General features: G+C 74.9%; 20 protein-coding genes. 10 read left to right on the forward strand and 10 right to left on the reverse strand.

Annotation, left to right across the window (positions count from 1 at the left end):
- The first annotated feature begins 5 nt into the window (after positions 1 to 5).
- The 4 genes from GA0070603_RS23675 to thiC all read left to right on the forward strand — a co-directional run bounded on the left by GA0070603_RS23675 (position 6) and on the right by thiC (position 3,902).
- Complete coding sequence (locus GA0070603_RS23675) at positions 6 to 776, forward strand: thiazole synthase (RefSeq protein WP_167544581.1); 771 nt, start codon at positions 6 to 8, stop codon at positions 774 to 776.
- Between the two features lie 98 nt (positions 777 to 874).
- Complete coding sequence (locus GA0070603_RS23680) at positions 875 to 1,507, forward strand: thiamine phosphate synthase (RefSeq protein ID WP_425270461.1); 633 nt, start codon at positions 875 to 877, stop codon at positions 1,505 to 1,507.
- On the forward strand, positions 1,504 to 2,292 hold the full coding sequence (thiD, locus tag GA0070603_RS23685; RefSeq protein WP_091318010.1) for a bifunctional hydroxymethylpyrimidine kinase/phosphomethylpyrimidine kinase: 789 nt from the start codon (positions 1,504 to 1,506) through the stop codon (positions 2,290 to 2,292). The genes GA0070603_RS23680 and thiD overlap by 4 nt, the downstream gene beginning before the upstream one ends.
- A 17-nt stretch (positions 2,293 to 2,309) precedes the next feature.
- Positions 2,310 to 3,902 carry a phosphomethylpyrimidine synthase ThiC gene (thiC, locus tag GA0070603_RS23690; RefSeq protein WP_091318013.1) on the forward strand — a complete coding sequence of 531 codons (1,593 nt, stop codon included), beginning with the start codon at positions 2,310 to 2,312 and terminating at the stop codon, positions 3,900 to 3,902.
- Positions 3,903 to 3,946: 44 nt separating this feature from the next.
- On the opposite strand, the gene GA0070603_RS23695 is transcribed toward thiC, so the two are convergent.
- The 4 genes from GA0070603_RS23695 to GA0070603_RS23710 all read right to left on the reverse strand — a co-directional run bounded on the left by GA0070603_RS23695 (position 3,947) and on the right by GA0070603_RS23710 (position 9,284).
- Entirely contained in the window at positions 3,947 to 7,165 is a 3,219-nt protein-coding gene (locus GA0070603_RS23695) for a hypothetical protein (RefSeq protein WP_091318016.1), read from the reverse strand.
- 75 nt (positions 7,166 to 7,240) lie between these two features.
- Complete coding sequence (locus GA0070603_RS23700) at positions 7,241 to 7,549, reverse strand: cupin domain-containing protein (protein ID WP_091318020.1); 309 nt, start codon at positions 7,547 to 7,549, stop codon at positions 7,241 to 7,243.
- Positions 7,546 to 8,496, reverse strand: coding sequence for an LLM class F420-dependent oxidoreductase (locus GA0070603_RS23705; RefSeq protein WP_091318023.1), 951 nt, complete (start codon positions 8,494 to 8,496; stop codon positions 7,546 to 7,548). The genes GA0070603_RS23700 and GA0070603_RS23705 overlap by 4 nt, the downstream gene beginning before the upstream one ends.
- Before the next feature lie 2 nt (positions 8,497 to 8,498).
- A complete protein-coding gene (locus GA0070603_RS23710; protein ID WP_091318025.1) occupies positions 8,499 to 9,284 on the reverse strand; it encodes an ABC transporter ATP-binding protein in 786 nt (261 codons plus the stop codon).
- A 287-nt stretch (positions 9,285 to 9,571) separates the two neighbouring features.
- On the opposite strand from GA0070603_RS23710, the gene GA0070603_RS23715 reads away from it, so the two are divergent.
- Positions 9,572 to 10,603, forward strand: a complete 1,032-nt coding sequence (locus GA0070603_RS23715; protein ID WP_091318027.1) for an ABC transporter substrate-binding protein — start codon at positions 9,572 to 9,574, stop codon at positions 10,601 to 10,603.
- A gap of 108 nt (positions 10,604 to 10,711) precedes the next feature.
- Positions 10,712 to 11,551 (forward strand): ABC transporter permease, encoded by an 840-nt coding sequence (locus tag GA0070603_RS23720; protein ID WP_425270517.1) that lies wholly within the window; start codon positions 10,712 to 10,714, stop codon positions 11,549 to 11,551.
- 51 nt (positions 11,552 to 11,602) lie between these two features.
- Here GA0070603_RS23720 and GA0070603_RS23725 read toward each other — a convergent pair whose 3' ends face one another.
- Positions 11,603 to 12,784: an ABC transporter substrate-binding protein gene (locus GA0070603_RS23725; protein WP_091318033.1), complete on the reverse strand. Its 1,182-nt coding sequence runs from the start codon at positions 12,782 to 12,784 to the stop codon at positions 11,603 to 11,605.
- A gap of 447 nt (positions 12,785 to 13,231) precedes the next feature.
- Here GA0070603_RS23725 and GA0070603_RS23730 point away from each other — a divergent pair, with 447 nt between their 5' ends.
- From GA0070603_RS23730 to GA0070603_RS23745, 4 genes are all read left to right on the forward strand, one after another.
- Positions 13,232 to 16,297 (forward strand): sensor histidine kinase, encoded by a 3,066-nt coding sequence (locus GA0070603_RS23730; protein WP_091318036.1) that lies wholly within the window; start codon positions 13,232 to 13,234, stop codon positions 16,295 to 16,297.
- Positions 16,294 to 16,701: a roadblock/LC7 domain-containing protein gene (locus GA0070603_RS23735; protein ID WP_091262735.1), complete on the forward strand. Its 408-nt coding sequence runs from the start codon at positions 16,294 to 16,296 to the stop codon at positions 16,699 to 16,701. The genes GA0070603_RS23730 and GA0070603_RS23735 overlap by 4 nt, the downstream gene beginning before the upstream one ends.
- A 63-nt stretch (positions 16,702 to 16,764) precedes the next feature.
- Positions 16,765 to 17,127 carry a DUF742 domain-containing protein gene (locus GA0070603_RS23740; protein ID WP_091318039.1) on the forward strand — a complete coding sequence of 121 codons (363 nt, stop codon included), beginning with the start codon at positions 16,765 to 16,767 and terminating at the stop codon, positions 17,125 to 17,127.
- Positions 17,108 to 17,725 (forward strand): GTP-binding protein, encoded by a 618-nt coding sequence (locus GA0070603_RS23745; protein ID WP_091318041.1) that lies wholly within the window; start codon positions 17,108 to 17,110, stop codon positions 17,723 to 17,725. The genes GA0070603_RS23740 and GA0070603_RS23745 overlap by 20 nt, the downstream gene beginning before the upstream one ends.
- Before the next feature lie 22 nt (positions 17,726 to 17,747).
- Here the strand turns inward: GA0070603_RS23745 and GA0070603_RS23750 are convergent, their stop codons facing one another.
- The 5 genes from GA0070603_RS23750 to GA0070603_RS23770 are packed head-to-tail and all read right to left on the reverse strand — an operon-like array spanning position 17,748 to position 25,337.
- Positions 17,748 to 18,836 carry a uroporphyrinogen-III synthase gene (locus GA0070603_RS23750; protein WP_091318043.1) on the reverse strand — a complete coding sequence of 363 codons (1,089 nt, stop codon included), beginning with the start codon at positions 18,834 to 18,836 and terminating at the stop codon, positions 17,748 to 17,750.
- The gene (gene nirD / locus GA0070603_RS23755) at positions 18,837 to 19,184 is read right to left on the reverse strand and encodes a nitrite reductase small subunit NirD (protein WP_091318045.1); all 348 of its coding nucleotides are present in this window, start codon (positions 19,182 to 19,184) and stop codon (positions 18,837 to 18,839) included.
- Positions 19,181 to 21,703, reverse strand: coding sequence for a nitrite reductase large subunit NirB (gene nirB, locus GA0070603_RS23760; protein WP_091318048.1), 2,523 nt, complete (start codon positions 21,701 to 21,703; stop codon positions 19,181 to 19,183). Before nirB ends, nirD begins: the two co-directional genes overlap by 4 nt.
- The gene (locus GA0070603_RS23765; RefSeq protein ID WP_091318051.1) at positions 21,700 to 23,178 is read right to left on the reverse strand and encodes an FAD-dependent oxidoreductase; all 1,479 of its coding nucleotides are present in this window, start codon (positions 23,176 to 23,178) and stop codon (positions 21,700 to 21,702) included. The genes nirB and GA0070603_RS23765 overlap by 4 nt, the downstream gene beginning before the upstream one ends.
- A complete protein-coding gene (locus tag GA0070603_RS23770; protein WP_091318053.1) occupies positions 23,175 to 25,337 on the reverse strand; it encodes a molybdopterin oxidoreductase family protein in 2,163 nt (720 codons plus the stop codon). Before GA0070603_RS23770 ends, GA0070603_RS23765 begins: the two co-directional genes overlap by 4 nt.
- Positions 25,338 to 25,390: the final 53 nt, after the last annotated feature.

Here is a 25,390-nt window from a genome sequence, read left to right on the forward strand (position 1 = left end):
GCCGGATGTCCCTGGAGATCGGCGGCGTCCGGTTCGGCTCGCGGCTCGTCCTCGGCACCGGCGGCGCGGCCAACCTGCACGTGCTGGAACAGGCGATCCGCGCCTCCGGCACCGAGCTGGTGACCCTCGCGCTGCGCCGGGTGGACACCGCCCCCGGCGCGGCCGGCGGCCTGCTCGACCTGCTGGACCGGTGCGGCGTACGGCTGCTGCCGAACACGGCTGGCTGTTACACGGCGTCCGAGGCGGTGAAGGTGGCGCGGCTGGCCCGGGAGGCGTTCGACACCGACTGGGTGAAGCTGGAGGTGATCGGCGACGAGCGCACGCTGCTGCCCGACGGGGTGGAGCTGCTGCGTGCCGCCGAGGAACTGGTGGCCGACGGGTTCACGGTGCTGCCGTACACCTCGGACGATCCGGTCCTGGCCCGCCGGCTGGCCGACGTGGGCTGCGCGGCGGTGATGCCGGCCGGTGCGCCCATCGGCTCGGGGCTGGGGGTGAGCAACCCGCACCACATCCGGCTGATCCGGCAGGCCGTGGACGTGCCGGTGATCCTCGACGCCGGGATCGGCACGGCCTCCGACGCGGCGCTCGCCATGGAGCTGGGCTGCGACGCCGTGCTGCTGGCCAGCGCGGTCACCCGGGCGGCCGACCCGGTGGCGATGGCCACCGCCATGCGGCACGCCGTCGAGGCGGGGCGGCTGGCGTACGGGGCGGGCCGGATCGCCCGGCGCTTCCACGCCCTCGCCTCCACCCCCGACGAGGGAAGGCCGGACCTGTGACGGTGCCGCCCAGCATCGGGTTCGCGATCCGCTTCGCAGATCTTGGCGGGAAACGGCCCCTTGGGGGGCCGGATCCGTCCAAGATCTCCGGCGATGCCGTGCCGTCGGGCGTCGTGCTTCTCACCGACCGGCGGGTGGCGCGGCGGCCGCTCGCCGAGGTCGTCGCGGCGGCCGTGGCCGGGGGAGTGCGCTGGGTGGTGCTGCGGGAGAAGGACCTGTCCCGGGCGGAGCGGGCCGCCCTGGCCGCCGAGCTGCGCGCGATCCTCGCCGACGCAGGCGGCCGGCTGATCGTCGCCGGGCCCGATCCGCTCGACGGCGACGCCGTGCACCTGCCGGCCGCCGGCCCGTACCCGCCACCGGCCGTCCGGCTGGTCGGCCGCTCCTGCCACGACGCCGCCGAGCTGGCCCGGCTCACCACGGAGGACTACGTGACCCTGTCGCCGGTCTACCCGACGCGGACCAAACCCGGCTACGGCCCGCCCCTGCACCCGGCCGGCCTCCGCGAGCTGATCGCCACCAGCCCGGTGCCGGTGCTCGCGCTGGGCGGCATCGAAACCCCGCAACAGGTACGGGAGTGCGTCGAGGCCGGCGCCGCCGGGGTGGCCGTGCTCGGCGCCCTGATGCGCGCCGGAGACCCCACCGAGGTCGCCTCAGGACTCACCGAAGCGGCTGGTCGGGCCGGTCACGGGGCGGCCCGACCAGCCCCCACCGCAACCAGGGAAGTCAGATGACGCCGAGGACCACACTCACCATCGCCGGATCGGACTCCGGGGGCGGCGCCGGCATCCAGGCCGACCTCAAGGTCTTCGCCGCCCTCGGGGCCTACGGGACCAGCGTGATCACCGCGGTCACCGCCCAGAACACCCGGGGCGTGGACGCCGTCCTGCCACTGCCGCCGCAGACCGTGCGCGACCAGCTCGACAGCGTGCTCGGCGACTTCGACGTACGCGCCGTGAAGACCGGCATGCTCGGCACCCCGGCGGTCGCCGACGCGGTGGCCGAGGCGGCGCGGGCCGGCCGGCTGCCCCACCTGGTCGTCGATCCGGTGCTGGTCGCCACGAGCGGGCACCGGCTGGGCGTGGGGACGGCCGTCGAGCGGCTGCTCCCGTACGCCGAGGTGGCGACGCCGAACTGCGCGGAGGCCGCGGCCCTCACCGGACGCCCGGTGACCACCGTCGAGGAGATGGTCGCGGCGGCCGAGGCGCTGGCGGCCGGCGGCCCCGCGCACGTGGTGGTGACCGGCGGCGACGTCGACGCGGCCGGCGAGTCGGTGGACGTGCTGGCCGGCGGCGGCGGGACCACGCTGCTGCGCGCGCCCCGCGTGCCGACCCGGCACAACCACGGCACCGGCTGCTCGTTCTCGGCGGCGATCACCGTCCGGCTGGCGGCCGGCGACCCGGTGCCGGTCGCGGTGGCCGCCGCCAAGGAGTACGTGACCCGCGCGCTGACCGGCGCCCGGGACTGGGAGCTGGGCGCGGGACGCGGCCCGCTGGACCACTTCGGCTGGTCCGCTTGAGCGACAGGGAGGCTGTCATGCACGCACGTCGCAAGGTGTACGTCGAGGGGTCGCGCCCGGACCTCCGGGTGCCGTTCGCGGAGGTGGAGCTGACCGGGGACAACCCGCCGGTCCGGCTCTACGACACCGCCGGCCCCGGCTCGGACCCGGAGGTGGGGCTGCCGCCGCTGCGCGGTCCGTGGATCGCCGAGCGCGGGGACGTCGCTCCGGTGCGGGGCGCCGGCACGCCGCTGGCGGGTGTGGACGGCCGCCGTCCGACCCAGCTCGCCTACGCCCGGGCCGGGATCGTCACGCCGGAGATGGAGTTCGTGGCGATCCGGGAGGGGGTCGCGCCGGAGTTCGTCCGGGACGAGATCGCCGCCGGGCGGGCGGTGCTGCCGCTCAACGTCAACCACCCGGAGTGCGAGCCGGCGATCATCGGCAAGGCCTTCCTGGTCAAGGTGAACGCCAACATCGGCACCTCGGCGGTGACCTCGTCGGTCGCCGAGGAGGTGGAGAAGCTGACCTGGGCCACCCGGTGGGGCGCGGACACCGTGATGGATCTGTCCACCGGCAAGCGGATCCACGAGACCCGCGAGGCGATCGTGCGGAACTCGCCGGTGCCGATCGGGACCGTGCCGATCTACCAGGCGCTGGAGAAGGTCGGCGGCGACCCGGTGAAGCTCAGCTGGGAGGTGTTCCGCGAGACGGTCGTCGAGCAGGCCGAGCAGGGCGTCGACTACATGACGGTGCACGCCGGGGTGCTGCTGCCGTACGTGCCCCTGGCCGTGGACCGGGTCACCGGGATCGTCTCCCGCGGTGGCTCGATCATGGCGGCCTGGTGCCTGGCGCACCACGAGGAGAACTTCCTCTACACCCACTTCGAGGAGCTGTGCGCGCTGCTCGCGAGGTACGACGTGACGTTCTCGCTCGGCGACGGGCTGCGGCCGGGCTCGATCGCGGACGCCAACGACGAGGCGCAGTTCGCCGAGCTGCGCACCCTGGGCGAGCTCACGAAGGTCGCCTGGGCGCACGACGTGCAGGTGATGATCGAGGGCCCCGGGCACGTGCCGATGCACAAGATCAAGGAGAACGTGGACCTCCAGCAGGAGTGGTGCCACGAAGCCCCGTTCTACACGCTCGGCCCGCTGACCACCGACATCGCGCCCGCGTACGACCACATCACCTCGGCCATCGGCGCGGCGATGATCGGCATGTTCGGCACGGCGATGCTCTGCTACGTCACCCCGAAGGAGCACCTCGGGCTGCCCGACCGGGACGACGTGAAGGCGGGCGTGATCGCGTACAAGATCGCGGCACACGCGGCCGACCTGGCCAAGGGGCACCCGGGGGCGCAGGCCTGGGACGACGCGCTCTCCAAGGCGCGGTTCGAGTTCCGCTGGGAGGACCAGTTCAACCTGGCGCTGGACCCGGAGACCGCCCGGGCGTACCACGACGCGACGCTGCCGGCCGAGCCCGCGAAGACCGCCCACTTCTGCTCGATGTGCGGCCCGAAGTTCTGCTCCATGAAGATCACCCAGGAGCTGAAGGAGTACGCGGCGCGCGGCATGCAGGACAAGTCGGCGGAGTTCGTGGCCGGCGGTTCCCGCGTCTACCTGCCGCTGGCCTGAGCGCCGTCGGGGCCGGGCCGCTGGTCGACCCGGCCCCCGCACGCTCAGTCGCGGTGGTGCCGGCCGGTACGCAGCGACCGGGTGTCGTCCGCGTCGTCGTCCGAGGCGAGGCCGGCGACCCAGTCGACGTACTCCTCGTCCTGCCTCGGGAGCGGCTCGGACTCGCGGTCGACCTCGCCCGGCTCGCCGCCCTTCCCGCGGTTACGCCGGAACAGGCCGCGCCGGGCCTTGGACTTCCCGCCGGCCGCCTCGGGGGCCGCGTCGGCCCCGGACACGTCGGCGTGCCGGCCGCCGGAGGTGGTCTGCGCCGCCTGACCGTCCCAGGCCGGAAGGACCCGGCCGGTGCTTTCCGGGGCGGGGCCACTGTGGCCGGTGGCTTCCGGGCCGGCGGTTTCCGGGCCGCTGGTTTCCGGAGCGGTCGTTTCCGGAGCGCGGTCGGTGGGCGGTGGGGTGGCCGGGCCGGCGGGGCGGGCGTTGGCGAGGGCGTCCCAGCCGGTGCTCCGGCCCAGGTCGGGCAGGGCCCGGTGCCGGGGGCGCGGCGCCGGCTCCGGCCGGGTGACGTGGGCGGGCCCGGTGCCGTCGGGGGTTCCGGTGCCGTCGGGGTCACCGGCCCGGCCGGCGGTCGGGGCGCCGGACTCGGTGGACCCGGCACCGCCGCGCGGGGCGACCGGCCAGTTCGTGGCGGGGGCGATCGGCCAGGCCGGCCGGACGTCGCCGGGGGTCACGTCCTCGAAGATCGGGACCCGCGGCCGGGGCGAGGCCGGGGGCTCGGGCAGGTCGGCCGGCGGCGGCTCCGGGGCGAAGAAGAAGTTCCGCCGCTCGCCGGCGGTCGGCGTGCTGCCGCCGGTGGTGCCGGCGACCGGTGCCTGGTCCGGCGCCTCGGGTCGGTGCGTGGCCGGCACGTCGGCCTTCGCCTCGCCGCCGGTGGTTGGGGTGTTGGCGGCGGCGGCCGGAATGCTTCCGGTCGGCTCGAAGACGCTGGCCGGGGTGGTGCTGGGTTCGGCGGTGCCGGACGGTGTGGTGATGGCCGGCACGGTGGTGCTGCCCGGTGTGGTGGTAGGGGTCGGCCCGGTGGTGCTCGCCGGTGTGGTGATGCTCGGCTCGGCGGGGACCTGGTCCGTGGCGGCCCGGGTGGTGCGCGGCTTGCGGGTGCGCTTGGCACGTCCGACCGGAGCCGGTGCGGCGGGCGCGGACACGTCCGGCTCGACCGCCGCCTCCGCTGCCGGGGCTTCCGCCGCCGTCGCGCCGCCCGCCGGTCGGGCCGCCGGCGGCGCGTCCTTGCTGGCTGACGGGGTGCCCGCCGGGGTCGCACGGTCCGCTCGTCGGCCCGCGGAGGGTGCGTCGTCGAGCGCCCGGACGGTCGGGGACGCGTCATCTGCCGAGCGCGCCGTCGAGAGCGGCTGGTCCGCCGGCGGCGGCGTGGGCGTGGGGGAGCCGGCACGGTTCCGCCGCGGTCGCGTCGCCCGAGCCGGGGCCACCTCCGTCGCCGGCTCGGCGGGGACCGCGCCGGGCACCTCGTGTGCCGCCGCCGGGTCCGGCACGTCCGTCCGGTCCCGCTCCACGGGCGCGGCTCCGGTCCGGTCCACCGCCCTCGCGGTCCCGGCCGCCGGGCGCGCCGACTCCACCGGCGGCGTGATCCCCACCGGCGGTGCGGGCGGCGTGACCGGGGCCGGGTCGGCCGGCGGGGTCGGGCGGCCGGCGGCGAGCACGTCGATGGCCGAGGTCCGCCGTCCCGGCGGGGGCGATCCGGGCATCTGCAGGTTCCGGACGAGGTCCGCGTCGTCCCGGCCGGCGGCCGGCTCCTCCGGCACGGTGTCACCGAGCGCCCGCGCGGGCCGCGTGTCCGGCCGGCCGGCGCCGCTGTCGTCGGCCTCCCGCGCGGGCTGCGTGTCCGGCCGATCGGCGCCGCTGTCGTCGGCCTCCCGCGCGGGTCGCGTCGGGTCGGGGTGCGGCTGCGGGGCGGCGGTGTGGTGGGCCGGCGCGACGTCCGGACGCTGCTCGGACGGGAGGCCCGAGGGGGTCGGCGCGCCGAACCAGTGGTGGTCCGAGGCCGCCTCGCCGGCCACGGCCGGGGCGGTCGCACTGTCGCGGCCGGTCACGGCGGCCTCGTCCACCGTGCCCGGAGCGGGCTCGTGCGCCGGGGTCGGTCCGTGCACCGGCGCCGGTTCGGGCACCGGGGTCGGCTCCGCCCGGTCGGCCGGCAGTTCGGCGGCGGGGCGGTCGAAGGGCCGGCGGCTGAGCCCGGCCGGGGTGAGCCCGCCGGCCTCCGGCCAGTCCCAGTGGGCGGGGCTCGGTGCCCCCGGGGCGCGGACGGTCACCGGGGCGGTCGGAGCCGGATCGCTGGTGGCCGGCGCCGCCGGCAGGGGCTGGAGGATGTCGGTCGGCTCGATGGCGTCGGGCCCGGCGGCCGTGGTCGCCGGCCGGGGCAGCACCGTGGTGGCGGTCGAGCCCAGCGCGCCGGCGGCGACCGCGATCAGCGCGCCGTAGTAGGGCGCGAGCTGGTAGCGGTCGGCCGCGGTGCCGGGGCCGGCGGTCAGGTAGGCGAAGGCCAGCAGGACCGGGCCGGCCGCCCCGGCGGCGCCGCCGACCAGCGGCAGGTGCCCGGCCCGCCGGGCCAGCACGCCGACCGCCGCGCCGGCGAGCAGGGCCAGCGTGGGCAGCACCAGCATGGCCAGGCGCTGGGCCGCCGCCGGGTCGAGCCAGGACGGTTCGAGGACGCCGAGGCGTACGGTGGGCAGCGTGCCGGTGGACGCGACCGACGGCGCGACGGAGATCAGGGCGAGCAGCCAGACGGCCGCGGCGGTGAGCGCGACGCTCCAGCCGAACGGCGGCTTGAGCAGCACGGCGATGGCCGCACCCGCCCCGACCACGGCGCCGAGGATCGCGCAGATGCCGACCGCCCACACGGGGTCGACGGTGCCGCCCAGCTCGGCGGCGCGGGCCGGCTGCATGCAGAGCGGGGCGACAACTGTCGCGCCCACCGCGCTGACGCCGGCGATGGAGAGCAGCTCGGCGGTGCCGGCCGGGGAGGCGTCCCGGCGGGCGAGGCGTTCGGTGAGGACGGCTCCGGCGATCGTGGCGACCGCGGCGAACCAGCCGACCCAGGCGAGCTGGGCGGGCCACCGGTTGACCGAGCCGTCGACGAACGCGCCGTCGAGGCGTACGACGCCGAAGCCGTACGCGATGCCGAGCTGGCCGGCCCCGGCCAGCACGCTCACCCCGAGCGCCGTGAGCAGCAGCCTGCCCCACGTCCGAAAGGCCATGTCGGGCACGTTACGGCCCGGTGCACCCGATCGCCACCTTGCCACCCGTGGCGCGGCGAGTCGGCGCCGGCGTGGCTACTTCAGCTCGACCAGCCGGGCCAGGTACGTGGTGTCACCGATGTTGGTCAGCATGTGCACGGCTCCGGGGTCGCGGTAGACCACCCCGCCGGTCGGCTCGTCCGCGTCGATCGTCGTGCCGTCGATCGTCTGCACCACGTTCTTCGCGCCCTCGATCGCCACCACGAGGTACGGGTGGTCGTGCCGGTGCAGCGGCTGCCGCTCGCCGGGCTCCAGCCGGATGTGCCAGACGCGTACCCGGTCGTTCTCGAAGACGATCTCCTGGCCCACCGGGCCGAGTCCGAGGTCGGCGGAGAGGTCGGTCATCGTGGTCCGTCCAGTTGGGGGAGCACCTCGGCGGCGATGAGCTCCACGTGGTCGAGGTCGTCGAAGTCGATGAGGCGCAGGTGCACCCGGGTGGCCCCGACGGCGGCGAACTCGCCGAGCCGGTCGACGAGTTGGGTGGGGGAGCCGACCACCGGGTCCTCCGGCGGGAGCGCGCTCTTGACGTGCAGCGGCGCGGCCCGGCGCTGGGCCTCCGCGTCGGTGCGCCCGATCGCCACAACGATGCCGGCGGAGAGCACGAGCGGCGCCCGCCCCGATCCGGTTCGCCCGGTGCGGTCGCACGCCTCGCGGACCCGCTCGTAGGCGGCGGCCGTCTCGGCGACGGTCTTGAACGGCATGTTGAACTCGTCGGCGTACCGGGCGGCCAGTTCGGGAGTGCGCTTCGGGCCCCGGCCGCCGACGATCACCGGTGGCCCGGGCTGCTGCACCGGCTTGGGCAGCGCGGGCGCGTCGGCAAGCCGGTAGTGGTCGCCGGTGAAGCTGTACGTCTCGCCGGGCGGGGTGCGCCACAGCCCGGTGACGATCTCCAGTTGCTCGGCGAGCCGGTCGAACCGCTCGGTGACCGCCGGGAACGGGATGCCGTAGGCGGTGTGCTCGCGTTCGTACCAGCCGGCGCCGATGCCCAGCTCGACCCGGCCGCCGCTCATCTGGTCGACCTGGGCGACCATCACGGCCAGCGGCCCGGGCAGCCGGAAGGTGGCCGAGGTGACAAGCGTGCCGAGCCGGATCCGGGAGGTCTCCCGGGCCAGCGCGGCGAGCGTCAGCCAGGCGTCGGTGGGGCCGGGCAGCCCGGGGTCGTCCCCCATCGACCGGTAGTGGTCGGCGCGGAAGAAGCCCTCGAAGCCGGTCTCCTCCACCAGCCGGGCGAACCGGAGCTGGTCGTCGTAGCTGGCGCCGCGGTGCGGCTCGGTGAAGACGGACACCCGCATGGTCAGCGCCCTCCCGCGACGACGCCGGCGGTGGCCTCGCGTTCCATCAGCAGTTCGTGCAGTTCGGCGCTGATCCGGGCGACCTCGGCCAGGTGGGCGTGGCGGCCCAGGGTGCGGGGTCGGGGCACGGCCACCTGGACGACCTCACGGATCCGGCCGGGGCGCGGGCTGAGCACGACGACCCGGTCGGCCAGCAGCACCGCCTCGTCGATCGAGTGGGTGACGAAGACGATCGTCGCCTTCGTCTCCATGTGCACCCGCTGGAGTTCGCCGGAGAGTTCCTCCCGGGTGAGCGCGTCGAGCGCGGAGAAGGGCTCGTCCATGAGCATCACCCGGGGCTCGCCGATCAGCGACCGGCAGAGCGAGACCCGCTGCTGCATGCCACCGGACAGTTCGTGCGGGAGGCGCTTCTCGAAGCCGCCCAGCCCGGCCATCTCCAGCAGCCCGCGGGCCCGGTCGCGGTGCTTCGCCCGGCTCAGGCCGAAGATCTCGACGGGCAGCAGGACGTTGTCCAGCACCGTGCGCCAGGGCAGCAGCGCGGGCCGCTGGAACAGCATGGCGATGTCCCGGCGGGGTTTCGTGATCGGCGTGCCGGCAACGGTGATCTCGCCGTCGGTGACCGGTAGCAGGCCGGCGATCATGCGGAGCAGGGTGGACTTGCCGCACCCGGAGCGGCCGAGGACGGCGACGAACTCGCCCTCCGCGACGTCGAGGTCGATGCCGCGCAGCGCCTCGACCCGGCCCGAGCGGCCGTCGAAGGTGCGGGACACCCCGGACAGTCGGATCATCTCCCGCCGGCTCCCTTCCAACGTCGCGAACGCGAGCCGGGCTAGCGTAGCGGGAGCCGGTCCTTATAGCACCGTCCGGGGTGGACGTCAGTCTCCTTTCCGTCAGGCAACTTCGTTTCCGTTCCGCAACCCGGACGCCCGCCTGGCTTCATCGGCCTTCTCGTACGCTGTTGCGCGCGAAGAGTCCCCTCACGACGGTCCCGTCGGCTGTCCCCTCCTGCCGACACCGTCGGACCCACGACCCGACCGGGCGAACATGGCCTGGTCGGAAAGGACATGGTGCACTGATGAGAAGGCTGACCCGTACGGTCGCCGCCGCGGCGCTGGCCACCGCCCTCGCCCTCGTCGGCGGCTGCAGCAGCGACTCGGACAAGTCGGAGGACGGCAAGAGCGGCAACGGTGCGGCGCTGGAGAAGGTGACCTACCTCACCTCGTTCGGCAACTTCGGCCGTGACTCCTACGCCTGGGTGGCGAAGGAGAAGGGCTTCTTCAAGGAGGCCGGCTTCGACGTCGACATCAAGCCCGGGCAGGGCACCGGCTCGGTCATCCAGACCATCACCGGTGGCCAGGCCGACTTCGGCCCGATCGACCTGACCGGCGGCATCCTTCAGCTCGGCAACGGCCAGGCCAAGGACTTCGTCGCGGTGGCGGCGATCCAGCAGCGCACCATGGCCGCCATCGTGTCGGTCGAGGGCAAGAACATCGCCACCCCGAAGGACCTCGAGGGCAAGAAGCTCGCCGACACCCCCACCTCCGTCGTGCGCAACCTCTTCCCGACGTACGCCCGGCTGGCCGGCATCGACGGCAGCAAGGTGACCTGGGTCAACGGTGAGGCGCAGGGCCTCATCGGCATGCTCGGCTCCGGCGCGGTCGATGGCATCGGCCAGTTCGTGGTCGGCCAGCCGACCGTCGAGGCGGTGGCCAAGAAGAAGCCTGTCGTGCTGCCCTACAGCAACGTGATGCAGGACCTCTACGGCAACGTGCTGATCACCTCCAGCAAGATCGCCAAGGAGAAGCCGGAGATGGTCAAGCGCTTCACCGCGGCCCTGCTCAAGGGCCTGGAGTACGCGCTGGCCCACCCGGACGAGGCGGGCGAGCTCCTGAAGAAGAACGTGCCGGCCGCCAACCCGGCCGCGTCCGCCGCGGAGCTCCAGCTCATGGCCGCGTACGTCCGCTCCAGCAACTCGGGCACCGCCATCGGCACGCTGGACAGCGGCCGGGTCGCCAAGAGCATCGCGCTGCTCCAGGGCGCGGGCGCGCTCAAGCAGAACCTCACCCCCGACCAGATCATCGACTTCAGCCTCGCGCCGAAGGCCTGACCGGTCGGCTCGGGCAACGGGGGTGCGGCCCGCCGGGACACCCGGTGGGGCGCACCCCCTTCGCGTGCCGGTCGTCGACCGGCCGAGAGAGGAGGACACGTGACGCAGTTGACCGGGACCCGCGCCGGGGCTCCGGCGCCGGAGGGGCCGGCGGAGCCCGCCGCCGCGCCGCGCCGGCTGGTCGTACGCCCCGCGGCCGTGGGGCTGCCGGCGCTCGGGCTGGTCATCGCGGTGGCCGCCTGGTGGCTGGTCACCTCGGGGCTGCACCTGGTCCACCCGGCCGCGCTGCCGCCGCCGCAGGCGGTGTGGCGCTCGCTGGTCGGCACCACCGACGTGCTGCTCCCGGCGCTGGGCATCACCACGTGGATGACAGTGCTCGGCTTCCTGCTCTCGTCGCTCGCCGGGGTGCTGATCGGGATGGCGCTGGCCGCGTCCAGCCGGGTGGAGCGGATGTTCGCCCCGCTGCTGGTGGCCGTCAACGCGGTGCCGAAGATCGCCTTCGGTCCGCTGCTGGTGGTCGCGGTGGGCTGGGGGCAGAAGCCCATCCTGACCATGGTGTTCCTGCTCTGCTTCTTCCCGATCGTGCTGTCCACGGCGACCGGGCTGACCACCACGCCCGCCGACCTGGCCGAGCTGGGCCGCTCGCTGAACGCGTCCTGGTGGCAGGCGTTCCGGAAGGTGCGCTTCCCGGCCGCGCTGCCGCAGATCTTCGTGGGGCTGAAGGTGGCCATGCCGCTGGCCGCTATCGGCGCGGTGATCGGGGAGTTCTATTCGGACCGGCCCGGGCTGGGCTACCAGATCCTCCAGTACAACGGCGTCGGTGACACCGCGACGGCGTGGGCGGCGATCGTGCTGGTGGCGGTGATGAGCATCCTGCTCTACTCGGCCCTCAGCCTGGTCGAGCGCCTCGCCCTGCCCTGGGTCCGCGCCACCACCTCCGCCCGCTGACGGGCTGCTCCCGGCGGGAGGCGTTCCCGCCTCCGCCGGGAGCGGGCCCGGTCAGCCGGCCAGCCGCCAGCGGCCGCCGCGGGCGACGAGCGTGGTGAGCGCCTGCGGCATGAGGCCGGAGTGGTTGTCCGGGGTCATCCGGATCGGCCCGGAGAGGCCGTCGAGCTGAGCGGTCTCCAGGACGTCGCGCAGGGCGCTCCGGTCCACCTTGCCCGGCTCGCCGCCGGCCCGCAGTTCGGCGTCGGCGATGAGCTGGACGGCGTCCGCGGCGAACGAGGAGTAGCCGTTGTAGCCGCCGAACCGGGCGGTGTACTCCTGGAACCACTGCCGCCGGGCGGCCTTGGCCGGGGTGGTGGCGATGACGTCGTCGATCACCATGGTCTGGGTGAAGATCAGTGTGGCCCGCTCGGTCGATCGCGCCGAGGCGCCCAGGAAGAGGTCGCCGGCCGCCGAGGCGTCGAAGAACAGCGCGCCGGCGTAGCGGCGCTGCCGGGCGGTGGTGGCCGCCAGCGACGCCTGCTCCGGCGGGGTCCAGACGATCAGTGCCTCGGGCTTCTTGTCGACCAGGCCGTCGATCTGGGTGCTGACCTCCGTGTCGGTGGTCCGCACCGACTCGGCGCGGACCAGCTTGATGCCGGCCTTGGTGAACTCGCTGTTCAGTGCCGCCAGCCCCTCCTGGCCGTACTTGTCGGCGCTGTGCAGCACGGCCACCTTGCGGATGTTGCGGCGGGTCAGTTCGGTGGTGAGGGCGGCGGCGCTGTCGGCCGCATTCGGCGCCAGCTTGAAGACAAAGCGGCGCTCGGCCACCGGTTCCGTGACCTCGCCGGAGGAGGCGAGCGCGAGGGTGGGAATACGCTTCTCACCGATCGTGCGGACGGCACCGACCGCACATTCGTTGCAGCCGCCCATGATGATGGCGGTTACCCGTGAGTCGCTGCTGAAATCGTTGATGTTCCGCAACGATTCGGCGGCGTCGGAGCGGTTGTCCTTCACCTTGAGTTCGATCTTCCGGCCATCCAGGGCGCCGGAGGAGTTCAACTGCTCGACCTTCAGTTCCAGCGCCCGTTGGTAGACCTTGCCGATCGGCGCGGAGGCGCCGGACAGTTCGAGGTCCGCGGCGATCACGATCGGGCTGGTGTCCTGCGGCTCCCCGCCGATCTCGCAGCCGGTGAGGGTGGTGGCCAGCACGGCCGATGCGAGCACCGCGATGCTCGCGGAGCGGATGGGGCTCAACTCAGTCCTCCAGGTGCGGCGTGGGCCAGCGCCCGATCACCGCCGCTCGTCCGTCCTCAGTGGAGGAACGGGATTGGTGTGCCGTACGGTGTGCGCGAAGCCTGCAAAACCTTGCCAATGCCGGGCCCTGTGGTCAAGCGCGGATGTCGGGAGCGGTTTCGGGACGCTCGTCCCACATGTTGGGGACACGGAACGTTAACCGACAATTACTGCGCAGATACGACTGACCACTCTGGAGTTACATGCCCTGTTCAGGGGGCTGGAGAAAAGAAGGTATTAGGTGATCGGATCACGGGTTGAGTCGGCCCCGACCGTTTCCTGCCTCACTGCCGCTTCCCAAACAGGATCTCGTCTGATGAAATCGCGGCCGTGCCGCGCGTGGCGTTGGCCGCTGCATCAGGCACGGGTCGGCGGGTCAAGCGTGGAAGAAACGACGGAGGCGATGTCGTGAGCACCGGATCTACGACCCTGCCCGAGAGCCCCGCCGCCGATCAGCGGAATCGGCGCCGGCGACTGCCTCGGCTGCGTGACGCGCGGATCCGTTCCAAGCTCGCCCTGATCCTCGTCGTTCCGGTGGCGGCTGTCATCGCACTGGCAACTATCCGACTCGTCTCGGTCGGCGAGGGCGCGTACGAGGCCAACCGGATCCGGTCGCTGACCGCGCTGTCGATCGACGTCTCGGCGCTCACCCAGGACCTGCACAAGGAGCGGATGGCCGCGGCCGCCTTCCTGGCCGCGTCGAACCAGACGCCGGACGCCTACAACCTGCGGGTACGCCGCACCGACGAGCGGATCGCGGCGTACCGGGCCGAGCGCGGCAAGCTGGGCGACGTGCCGACCTCGGTGCGCGACCGGCTCAAGGTCATCGACGACCACCTGAACACCCTGAACGGCACCCGCCAGCAGGTGCTGGACCGGCAGCAGATGCCGGTCTCCGAGGCGAGCCTGCGCTACGGCATCGTCCTCGACGACCTCGTGGCGTACGGCGACACGCTGGCCCAGCAGCCCGGCGCCGAGAGCCTCGCCGACGCCCGTCGCGCGGTGGCCGCCTTCGCCCACGCCAAGGCCGAGGTCGCCGAGGAGGAGGCGGTCGCCTACACCGCCCTCTCCGCCGGCCGCATTGACGACGAGCAGTTCTCCTCGTTCGTGGCCACCCTGACCGGCCAGCAGGAGGCACTGCTCTCCTTCTCCCGGGCCGCCGAGCCGGACCAGCGGGCCCTGGTGGACCGCACCGTCTCCGGTGACGCCGTGCAGCTCGGCGACCGGGTCGCCACCGACGTCTCCCGCTCGGTCGGGCAGGCCCCGCTGGTCACCGCCGGTGAGGCCGCCGCGGCCATCGGCGCGGTCGGCGACCTGATGCGGTGGGCCGAGATCCAGCTTCAGAACGAGCTGCTGGCCGACGCCGACGCGGTGCGCACCGACGTCATCCGGCAGGCCTTCATGGAGAGCCTGCTGGTGCTCCTCACGCTGGCCATCGCCGTGACGCTGGCCGTGGTCCTGGCCCGCTCGCTCAACGACTCGCTGCGCCGGCTGCGCGAGGGCGCGCTGGCGGTGGCGAACCACGACCTGCCCGACGCGGTGAGCCGGCTCCAGAACGTCAACGCCATCGGCGACGGCGGCGTGGACGAGATCGTCCAGCAGGTCCGGGACCCGATCAAGCTGACCAACCGCGACGAGGTCGGCCAGGTGGCCGCGGCCTTCAACGTGGTCCACCGGGAAGCCGTCCGGGTGGCGGCCGAGCAGGCCGCGCTGCGGACCAGCGTCTCGGCCATGTTCCTCAACCTGGCCCGCCGCTCGCAGAGCCTGGTCGACCGGATGATCGGCGAGCTGGACGCCATCGAGCGCGGCGAGGAGGACCCGAAGCGGCTGGCCCAGCTCTTCGAGCTGGACCACCTGGCCACCCGGATGCGCCGCAACGACGAGAACCTGCTGGTGCTCGCCGGGGCCGACTCGGCCGTGCCGCGCCGCGACGACGCGCTCCTGGTCGACGTGCTGCGCGCCGCACAGTCCGAGGTGGAGCTCTACAACCGGATCGAGTTCGGCACCGTCGACACCGACATCTCGGTCGCCGCGCACGCGGTCAACGACGTGGTCCGCCTGGTGGCCGAGCTGCTCGACAACGCCACCCGGTTCTCGCCGCCGAACACCATCGTGGTGGCCGACGGCCGCCGGATCCGCGACTACGTGCTGATCCAGGTCGAGGACCGCGGTCTCGGCCTCAGCGACGAGCAGCTCGACTCGCTCAACCGCCGCCTGGCCGCCCCGCCCACGGTCGACGTGGCCGCGTTCCGGCTGATGGGTCTGGCCGTGGTGAGCCGGCTCGCCTCCCGCTACGGGATCCGGGTCGAGCTGCGCCGCAACGTGGAGGGCGGCACGGTCGCCCAGGTCACCCTGCCGAACGCCACCGTGGTGCTCCCGGCGAACCGGGGCCAGGCCCCGCTGACCCGCCCGCGCCAGCCGCTCGCCGTCGAGCAGTCCCCCCTCAGCCAGGTCGGCGCCGCCGACGCGCTGGCCGGCGCGGGCCGGGCCGGCACGGCCACCCTGGCCGACCAGTGGCGCAGCACGGCCACCCCGCCGCCCGCCCGCTGGCAGGCGCCCGCCGAGGCGCGGGACACCGCCCCGGCCGTGCAGTTCGGCGGCGTCGCCGGCGCGCTGCCCACCGCCCCGCCGAGCGTCCCGGTGGCCTCCGCGCCGCCCGCTCCCGCTCCCGCCCCGGCGGCTCCCGCCCCGGCCGCTCCCGCCCCGATCTCCGGCGCCGGTTGGTCGGCGGGCGGGCCGACCGTCGCGTACCCGTCGCTCGATCCGCTGCCGCAGCGGGCGCCGGGCGGGGAGGCGGCGACGACCGCCGCCCCGGCCGCCCCGGCCCCGCCGCCGCCGGCCTACCAGCCGGCCGCCGCGGCCCCGGCGGCCCCGGTGGTGGCCCGGCCGGACCGGCCGGCCGAGGCGCCGATCTTCCGGGAGATGGAGGCGGTCTGGTTCCGCTCGCACGGCGACGACGAGACCACGATCTTCAACCGCCCCCGGTTCGACGAGGAGCCGGCGCCGGCCCCGGCGCAGGCCGCCGCGTCCGCGCAGCCGGCCGGCGGGTCCCCGCGGCCGCCGCTGCCGACCCGCACCCCGGGCGCCCAGGCGGCGGGGCTGACCACGCCGCCGCTGTACACCCCGCCGGCGGCCCCGACGCCGCCGCCCGCCACGGCCGTGCCCGCGCCGGCGCCGACGCCGCCTGCGATCGACCCGGAGGCCTGGCGGACGGCCGCCGACGAGGGCTGGTCGCGGGCCAGCAAGGCCGCGGAGCCCGCCAACGCCGGCACCACCCGGTCCGGCCTGCCCAAGCGGGTGCCGCAGGCCCAGCTCGTGCCCGGTGGCATCGAGCCGAAGGGCAGCCGGGCCAGCACCCGGCGCACCCCGGACGAAGTACGCGGCCTGCTGTCGGCCTACCACCGCGGTGTGCAGCGGGGTCGGACGGCCGGCGCGGACCTGAACAGCACCTCGACCAAGGAGACGAACCGATGAACAGGCCAGCGGCCATGCAGGACATGGGTTGGCTGCTCACCAACTTCGCCGACAGCGTGGCGGGCATCGCCCACGTGGTGGCGGTGTCCGCGGACGGGCTGCTGCTCGCTTCCTCCCGCGACCTGCCGGGGGACCGGGCCGACCAGCTCGCCGCGATCACCTCCGGCGTGGTGAGCCTGACCGAGGGTGCCGCCCGGATGTTCAGCGCCGGCGGGGTGCTCCAGACCGTCATCGAGATGGACAGCGGGTATCTCTTCCTGATGTCCATCAGCGACGGCTCGTCGATGGCCGTGCTGGCCGCGCGGAGCTGCGACGTGGGCCAGGTGGGCTACGAGATGGCACTGCTTGTGGAACGGGTCGGCCAGGCGCTGGTCCCGCTGCCCAGGGACGCCGTCCGGCCCTGACCGGCCGTCCGGTGACGTGGCCCGGAGCCCGTCCGGCTCCGTACGAGGGGAGGTGATCGCGAGATGGAACCACGACGAGACCCGCGTGGCGCGCTGGTGCGACCGTACGCGGTCACCCGTGGCCGCACCGAGCCGTTGCAGAACATCGCGCTCGAGGCGGTGCTGTCCTGCACGCCCACCCAGTCGGCCGAGGCGCGGTTCGCCGGGCACGACAAGTACCGCATCGCCTCGGTCTGCGAGGGCCGGGCACAGTCGCTGGCGGAGATCGCCGCTTACACCCGGATGCCGCTGGGCGTCACCCGGGTGCTGGTCGCCGACCTGGTGGCCGAGGGCCTGCTGACGCTACACACCGCCGCTCCCGCCACAGGGTTCGCGGCGCGGATGAACCTGCTTGGAAGGGTGCTAAGTGGACTTCGCGAACTATGACCCCGCGGGGGCGAGCCGCAGCCGGGAGATCATCTCCGCGAAGATCGTCATCGCGGGCGGCTTCGGGGTGGGCAAGACCACCCTGGTCGGCGCGATCTCCGAGATCCAGCCGCTGACCACCGAGGCGCTGATGACGGCGGCCGGCGTCGGCATCGACGACCCGTCGAAGGTGCCCGGCAAGGAGACCACCACGGTCGCCATGGACTTCGGCCGGATCACCATGGCCGAGGACCTGATCCTCTATCTCTTCGGCACGCCGGGCCAGACCCGCTTCTGGTTCATGTGGGACGAGATCATCCGGGGCGCGGTGGGCGCGGCCGTGCTGGTGGACACCCGCCGGATCACCGACGCCTTCGCCCCGCTGGACTACTTCGAGAACCGCAACCTGCCGTACGTGGTGGCGCTGAACCGGTTCGACGACGCGCCGCACTACGAGCTGGAGGAGGTCCGCGAGGCGCTGGCGATCTCGCCGGACGTGCCGCTGGTGATGTGCGACGCGCGGCGGCGCGAGTCGGTCAAGCAGGTGCTGGTGACCGTTGTCGAGCACGCCATGCTCCGGCTCCAGGCCGAGCACGGCTTCGCGACGCCGGTCGGCTGACCCCGCCCCCCCGGCGGCGGGGTCAGTCGACCCGCAGCCGGTAGCCGCGCTTCACCACGGTCTGCACCACGCGGGGGGCGTCGAGCCCGACCCGCAGGCGGGCGACCGCCATCTCCACCGCGTGCTCGTCCGCGCCCCGCGGCAGGGTACGCAGCAGGGCGGTGCGGGACAGCACCTTCCCGGGCGCGACCGCCAGCGCCCGCAGCACCGCCATCGGGGCCGGCGCGAGTGGGCGCAGCTCGCCGTCCACCACCGCGGCGTGGCCGCGCAGGGTCAGCAGGTGCCCGCCGGCCTTCACGGTCACCGTCCGGCGGGGCAGCTCGTCGACGATCGTCCGGACCAGGGCGCCCAGCCGGGCCCGGTTCGGGGCGCTCACCGGCACCCCCCGCCGCACCAGGGGCTCGGCCGTGACCGCGCCGACGCAGCTGGCCAGCACGTCTCCGCGCAGGGCCGCCAGGACCGTCTCGGTCCGGTCGCCGGCCGCCCGCAGCAGCGCCTCGGCCGCCGGGGCGGAGGTGAACGTCACGGCGTCGACCATCCGCCCGGCGACCAGGTCGATGAGCCGGTGCAACGGCGCCGGGTCGGTCGGCGGCGCCCAGCGGTAGACCGGCACCTCGATCACCGTGGCCCCGGCCGACTCCAGCGCCTCGGTGCACTCCGGCTGCCGCTCGCCGTGCAGTTGCAGCGCGATGACCTGGCCGGCCACGCCGCGCCGGACCAGGTGCTCGACCACCTCGTCGCAGCTCTCCGAGGCGGGGGACCAGTGCTCGCGCAGCCCGGCCGCCCGGATCGCCCCGGTCGCCTTGGGGCCACGGGCCACCACGTACGACCGGGCCAGCACGGCGCGCAGCGGCTCGGCCAGTCCCCAGCCCTCGGCCGCCTCCAGCCAGCCGCGCATCCCGATGCCGGTGTTCGCCATGAGCACGTCCGGCGGGCGCTCCAGGCAGGCCCGGGTGGCCTCGCGCAGGTCGGTGTCGTCGGCCAGCGGCACGATCCGCAGCGCCGGGGCGAGCACCACCCGCGCGCCCCGCCGCTGCAGCAGCGCGGCCAGCTCGTCGCGCCGCCGGTCCGCGGTGACCCCGATGGTGAAGCCGGCCAGTTCCTCCCGCATCTACTCCTCCTGTCGCAACCGCACCTCGACGAGGCCGTCCCGGCAGCGCACCTCGTGCCGCCGCAGCGCCACGCCCGGGAGGTCCAGGCACCGTCCGGTGGTCAGGTCGTAGACCTGCTTGTGCAGCGGGGAGGCGAGCGTCGGCAGGCCGCCGCGGCTGCCCACGATGCCCCGGGACATCACGTGCGCGCCGCCCACCGGGTCGAGGTTGTCGACCGCGTACAGCTCGCCGCCGGTGCGGAAGAGGGCCACCTGCACCCCGTCGACCAGGGCTGCCACGCCCCGGTCCGGGTCCAGCCGGTCCAGCGGGCAGACGGCCGTCCAGGCCACCATCGTCGGGGCGCTCATCGCCGTACCTCCGGAAGGCCCAGCGCGACCGGCTGGCGGCGGCCGCCGGCGCCCGGCGGGGCGCCGCGGGCGGGCACCGGTTGGCCGCGCTCCACCGCGAAACTGATGGACGGGTCGGGCACGTCGGGTGCGTTGACGAAGGAGGTGAAGCGGCGCAGCCGCTCCGGGTCCTCCAGCACGTCCCGCCACTCGTCGGAGTACCCGGCGACGTGCCGCACCATGGCCGCGTCGAGTTCGGCGCAGAGCCCGAGCGAGTCGTCCACGAGCACCGACCGGAGGTGGTCGAGGCCGCCGTCCATCGCCTCGATCCAGGCGGCGGTGCGCTGCAACCGGTCGGCGGTACGGATGTAATAGATTAAGAATCTATCGATTAGTCGAATCAGTGCTTCTGTGGATAGATCAGTGGCGAACAGGTCGGCGTGCCGGGGCCGGAACCCGCCGTTGCCCCCCACGTAGAGGTTCCAGCCGGTCTCGGTGGCGATGATGCCGAAGTCCTTGCTGCGGGCCTCGGCGCACTCCCGGGCGCAGCCGGAGACCGCCGACTTGAGCTTGTGCGGGGCGCGCAGCCCCCGGTAGCGCAGTTCCAGGGCGACGGCCAGCCCGACGGAGTCCTGCACCCCGTACCGGCACCAGGTCTCGCCGACGCAGGACTTCACGGTCCGCAGCGCCTTGCCGTACGCGTGGCCGGACTCGAAACCGGCGTCCACCAGCCGGCGCCAGATCTGCGGGAGCTGCTCGACCCGGGCGCCGAACAGGTCGATGCGCTGCCCGCCGGTGATCTTGGTGTAGAGCCGGAAGTCCCGCGCCACCTCGCCGATCACGATCAGCTTCTCCGGGGTGATCTCGCCGCCGGGAATCCGCGGCACCACCGAGTAGCTGCCGTCGCGTTGCAGGTTGGCCAGGAAGTGGTCGTTGGTGTCCTGGAGGGACGCCTGCTCGCCGTCGAGCACGTGCCCGGTGCCCAGCGAGGCGAGGATCGAGGCCACCACCGGCTTGCAGATGTCGCAACCGCGGCCGCGCCCGTGCTCGGCGATGAGCTGGGAGAAGGTGCGGATGCCCCGGACCCGGACGATGTCGAACAGCTCCTGCCGGCCGGCGTCGAAGTGCTCGCAGAGCGCGGTGGACTGCCGCACCCCGGCCGCGTCGAGGAGCTGCTTGAGCATCGGCACGCAGGAGCCGCAGCTCGTCCCGGCCCGGGTGCACGCCTTCAGGGCCGGCACGTCGGTCGCCCCGCCGGCGATGGCCGCGTCCAGGTCGGCCCGGGTCACCGCGTTGCAGGAGCAGACCTGCGCGGCGGCCGGCAGCGCGCCGGCCCCGGCGCCCGCACCGCCCGCCGGGGCCAGCAGCGCCAGCGGGGGAGCGGGCAGCGGCCCGCCGACACTCGCCCGCAGCGTCGGGTACGCGCTCGCGTCGCCCACCAGCACGCCGCCGAGCAGCGTCTTCGCGTCGTCGGAGAGGACCAGCTTCGCGTACGACCGGGTGGCCGGGTCGGTGAACGTGACGTCGAGGCAGCCCGGGGTGACGCCGTGCGCGTCGCCGAACGAGGCCACGTCCACGCCGAGCAGCTTGAGCTTGGTGGCGGTGTCCGCGCCCGGGAAGGTGGCCGCCCCGCCGAGCAGCCGGTCGGCGACCACCTCGGCGGTCGCGTACCCGGGGGCGACCAGACCGTGGCAGGTGCCGTCCACGGCGGCGCACTCACCGACCGCCCAGATCCGCTCGTCGGCCGTCCGGCAGCCGGCGTCGACAAGCACCCCGCCGCGCGGGCCGAGCGGCAGCCCCGCCGCCCGGGCCAGCTCGTCCCGGGGCCGGATGCCGGCGGCCACCACGACGAGGTCCGCCTCGACCGTGCGCCCGTCGGAAAGCTCCAGCGCGCCGACCGTGCCGTCCGGGCCGGGGCGCAGCGCGCTGGTGGCCACCCCGAGGTACGTGGTGACGCCCAGTTCCTCGACGTAGCGGCGGAGCATGGCCCCGCCCGCCTCGTCCACCTGCACCGGCATGAGCCGGGGCGCGAACTCGACAACGCTGGTGGACAGACCCAGCAGGCGCAGCGCGTTCGCCGCCTCCAGGCCGAGCAGCCCGCCGCCGATGACCGCCCCGGTGCGCCGGCCCTCGGCGTGCGCGCGGATCGCCGCGAGGTCGTCAAGCGTCCGGTAGACGAAGACCCCCGGCAGGTCGGCGCCGCCGATCGGGGGCACGAACGCCGACGAGCCGGTGGCCAGCACCAGCGCGTCGTACGGGTGCTCGCCGGTCGCGGTCGTCACCACCCGCCGCGCCCGGTCGAGCGCCAGCGCCGGCTCGCCGAGCCGCAGCTCCACCCCGTCGTCGGGGGTGTGCAGGTTCAGCTCCTCGGCACTCACCCCGTCGAAGAAGGCCGAGAGCCGCACCCGGTCGTACGCCGGCCTCCGCTCCTCGCCGAGCACCGTGACCTGCCAGCGCCGCTCCTGGTCCCGGGCCCGCAACGCCTCGACGAAGCGCTGCCCGACCATGCCGTTGCCGACGACCACCAACCTGCCGCTCATCGCGTCACCTCCACACGGTCCATCCCGCCAGCTGTCGGCGCCGCCGCCGGATCCACCTCGGCCAGCCACCCGGCGATGCCGGCCACCGCGTCCCGGCAGCCGCCGCACCCGGTGGCCGCGCGGGTCGCCGCGGACAGCTCCGCGGCGGTCCGCGCGCCGGCGCGCCAGCACGCCACCAGGGCACCCTTGCTCACGTCGTTGCACTGGCACACCGTGGCCGCGTCCGGCATCAGCGCCGGGGACGCGGCGGGCGTGGCCGGCGCCGCCCCGAACGCCCGCCCGAGCAGCAGCGACCGGCGGTCCGCCGGAACCGGCGCGCCCCGGTCGAAGAGCTGCACCACGGTGCCGACCGCCGGGTTGTCGCCGAGCAGGATGGCGCCGGTCAGCCGCTCGTCGCGGATCCGCAGCCGGGCGTACGTGCCCCGGGCCGGGTCGGCGAAGGTCAGCTCCTCGACCGGCGCGCCCCCGTCCGGCGCGTCGACGGCGTCGCCCATGGCGGCCAGGTCGATGCCGGCCGCCTTGAGCCGGGTCACCACGGGCCGCGGCCGGTAGCGGACCAGCGGGTCGGCGCCGGTCAGCACCTCGGCCACCACCCGGGCCTGCGCCCACGCCGGGGCGACCAGGCCGGTCAGCGTCCCGCCGTGCTGGGCGCAGTCTCCGATGGCCGAGATCCGCCGGTCGCTGGTGCGCATCCGGTCGTCCACCACCACGCCGCGGTCCACCGCCAACCCGGCCGCGGCGGCCAGCGCGGTGTCGGGGCGTACGCCGCAGGAGAGGACCAGCAGGTCGGCCGCGAGCGAGTCGCCGTCGTCGAGGTCGAGGCGGACGCCGTCGGCGTCGGCGGTCACCCCGGTCGCCGTGACGCCCAGCCGGGTACGCACCCCGAGCCCGGCGAGGGTGCCGGCGAGGACCGCGCCGGCCGGCTGGTCGAGCTGCCGCTCCATCAGGTGCCCGACCGGGTGGACCACCGTCACGTCCAGCCCCCGGGCGGCGAGCCCGCGGGCCGCCTCCAGCCCGAGCAGCCCGCCGCCGAGCACCAGGGCGCTGCGGGCGCCCCTCGCGGCGGCGAGGATCCGCCGGCAGTCGTCCAGGGTGCGGAACGGGACGACCCGGTCGGGGAGGGGGTCGAGCCCGGGGAGCGGCGGCACGAGGGCCCGGCTGCCGGTGGCCAGGACCAGGTGGTCGTAGCCGTGCCGGTCGCCGTCTGCGGTGCGTACCTCGCGCGCGGCCCGGTCGATGGCGGTGACCGCGGTGCCGGTGCGCACGTCGGCGCCCTGCCCGGCGACCTCGGCCAGCTCCACGTCCGGCTCGTCGATCTTGCCGGCGAGCAGGGTGGACAGCATGATCCGGTTGTACGCCCGGTGCGGCTCCGCCCCGAGCACGGTGACCTTGCGGTCCCCGTCCCGCGCATGCAGTTCGGCGGCGAGGCGGGCGCCCGCCATGCCGTATCCCACGATGACGATTCGCTCGGTCATGCCTTCTCCACCCGGACGGCGCAGATCTTGAACTCGGGCATCCCGGAGACCGGGTCGACGGCGTCGTTGGTCACCGAGTTGGCACGGGCTGCCCCCGGCCAGTGGAACGGCGCGAAGACGGTGTCCGGCCGGATCGCCGGGCTGAGCCGGGCGGGCGCGCGCAGCTCGCCCCGGCGGGAGACCACCCGGACCTCCTCGCCGTCGGCCACGCCGAGCCGGCCGGCCAGGTCGGGGTGCAGCTCGACGAAGCCGCCGGGGGCGGCCCGGCGCAGCGCGGCGACCCGCCGGGTCTGCGCGCCGGACTGGTACTGGGCGAGCACCCGGCCGGTGGTGAAGTGCAGCGGGTAGTCGGCGCAGACCGGCTCGGCGGCCGGCCGGTGGGTCACCGCCCGGAACCGGGCCCGGCCGTCGGGGGTGGGGAACCTGTCGGCGAAGAGCCGGGGGGTGTCCGGCCCGCCCTCGTCGGGGCAGGGCCAGAAGACGCCGGTGTCGGCGTCGATCCGCTCCCAGCTGACCCCCGAGTAGTCGGCGGGCCCGCCGGCCGAGGCGCGGCGCAGCTCCGCGAAGACCTCGGCCGGGTCGGTCGGAAACGCCTCCGTGGGCGTTAGGAGGGGGCCCTTGTTATGCATTTCGCGATAAGAAGGGACCCTTCCTTGCAGGCGGGCCGCCAGCCCGGCGAGGACGGCCAGGTCGGTGCGGACGCCGGGCGGGGGCTCCCGCAGGGCGCGGCGGCGCAGCACCCGACCCTCCAGGTTGGTCATGGTGCCGTCCTCCTCGGCCCACTGGGCGACGGGCAGCACCACGTCGGCCAGTTCGGCGGTCTCCGAGCGCACGAGGTCGGCCACCACCAGCAGGTCCAGGTCGCGCAGCCGGGACTCGACCCGGGCCGCGCGGGGCGCCGACACCACCGGGTTGGACCCGAAGACCAGCAGCGCCCGGGGGCCGTCCGCGGTGCCGAGGGAGTCGAGGAGCTGGTAGGCCGGTACGCCGGGCCCGGGCAGCTCCGCGGGGTCGACGCCCCAGACCGCGGCCACGTGCTCCCGGGCCGCCGGGTCGTCGATCCGCCGGTAGCCGGGCAACTGGTCGGCCTTCTGCCCGTGCTCCCGGCCGCCCTGCCCGTTGCCCTGCCCGGTGAGGCAGCCGTAGCCGGAGCCGGGGCGGCCGGGCAGGCCCAGGGCGAGCGCCAGGTTGATGAACGCGGTGACCGTGTCGACGCCCTTGGCGTGCTGTTCCGCGCCCCGCGCGGTGAGGATGATCGCGCGGTCCACGGTGGCCAGGGCCCGGGCGGTCGCCTCCAGGTCGGCCACCGGCACCCCGGAGAGCCGCTCCGCCTCGGCCGGCCAGCAGCCGGCCACGGTCCGCCGGACCTCGTCGAAGCCGGTGGTCCGGTCGGCCACGTACGCCCGGTCGAGCCACCCCTCGGTGAGCGCGATGTGCAGCAGCGCGTTGGCCACCGCCAGGTCGGTGCCGGGCAGCGGTTGCAGGTGCAGGTCCGCCTGGCGGGCGGTGGCGGTGAGCCGCGGGTCGACGACGATCAGCCGGCCGCCCCGCTCGCGCTGGTCGGCGAGGTGGCGCATGAGCGGCGGCATGGTCTCGGCCGGGTTCGCGCCGACCAGCAGCAGGGTGTCCGCCCGCCCCAGGTCGGCGAGGGGGAAGGGGAGCCCCCGGTCGAGGCCGAACGCGCGCGTCCCGGCCGCCGCGGCCGAGGACATGCACCAGCGTCCGTTGTAGTCGATGTGCCGGGTGCGCAGCGCCACCCGGGCGAACTTGCCGAGCGCGTACGCCTTCTCGTTGGTCAGCCCGCCGCCGCCGAAGACCGCGACGGCGTCCCGCCCGTGCCGCTCCTGGATCTCCCGCAGCCCGGCGCCGACCCGGTCGAGCGCCTCGTCCCAGCCGGCCGGGCGCAGGTCGCCGCCGGGCCGGTCCCGCAGCAGCGGGGTGGTCAGGCGGTCGGGGTGGTCGAGCAGGTCGGCGGCCGTCCAGCCCTTCTGGCAGAGGCCGCCCCGGTTGGTGGGGAAGTCGCGGGGCGCCACCTCGATCCGCTCCCCGGTCTGCCGCAGCACCATGCCGCACTGGAGCGCGCAGTACGGGCAGTGCGTGGCGGCCTCCCGGGGTGGCCGTACCCCCGGCCGCGTCGCCACGCGTGCACCGTCTGTCATGTCGGGAAAGCGTGCCGTCAGGCGGTTTCCGGTCCGGGTCCCTTCTGTTTCGG

Origin of the sequence: Micromonospora chersina (assembly GCF_900091475.1) — a bacterium.
Lineage (GTDB): Bacteria > Actinomycetota > Actinomycetes > Mycobacteriales > Micromonosporaceae > Micromonospora > Micromonospora chersina.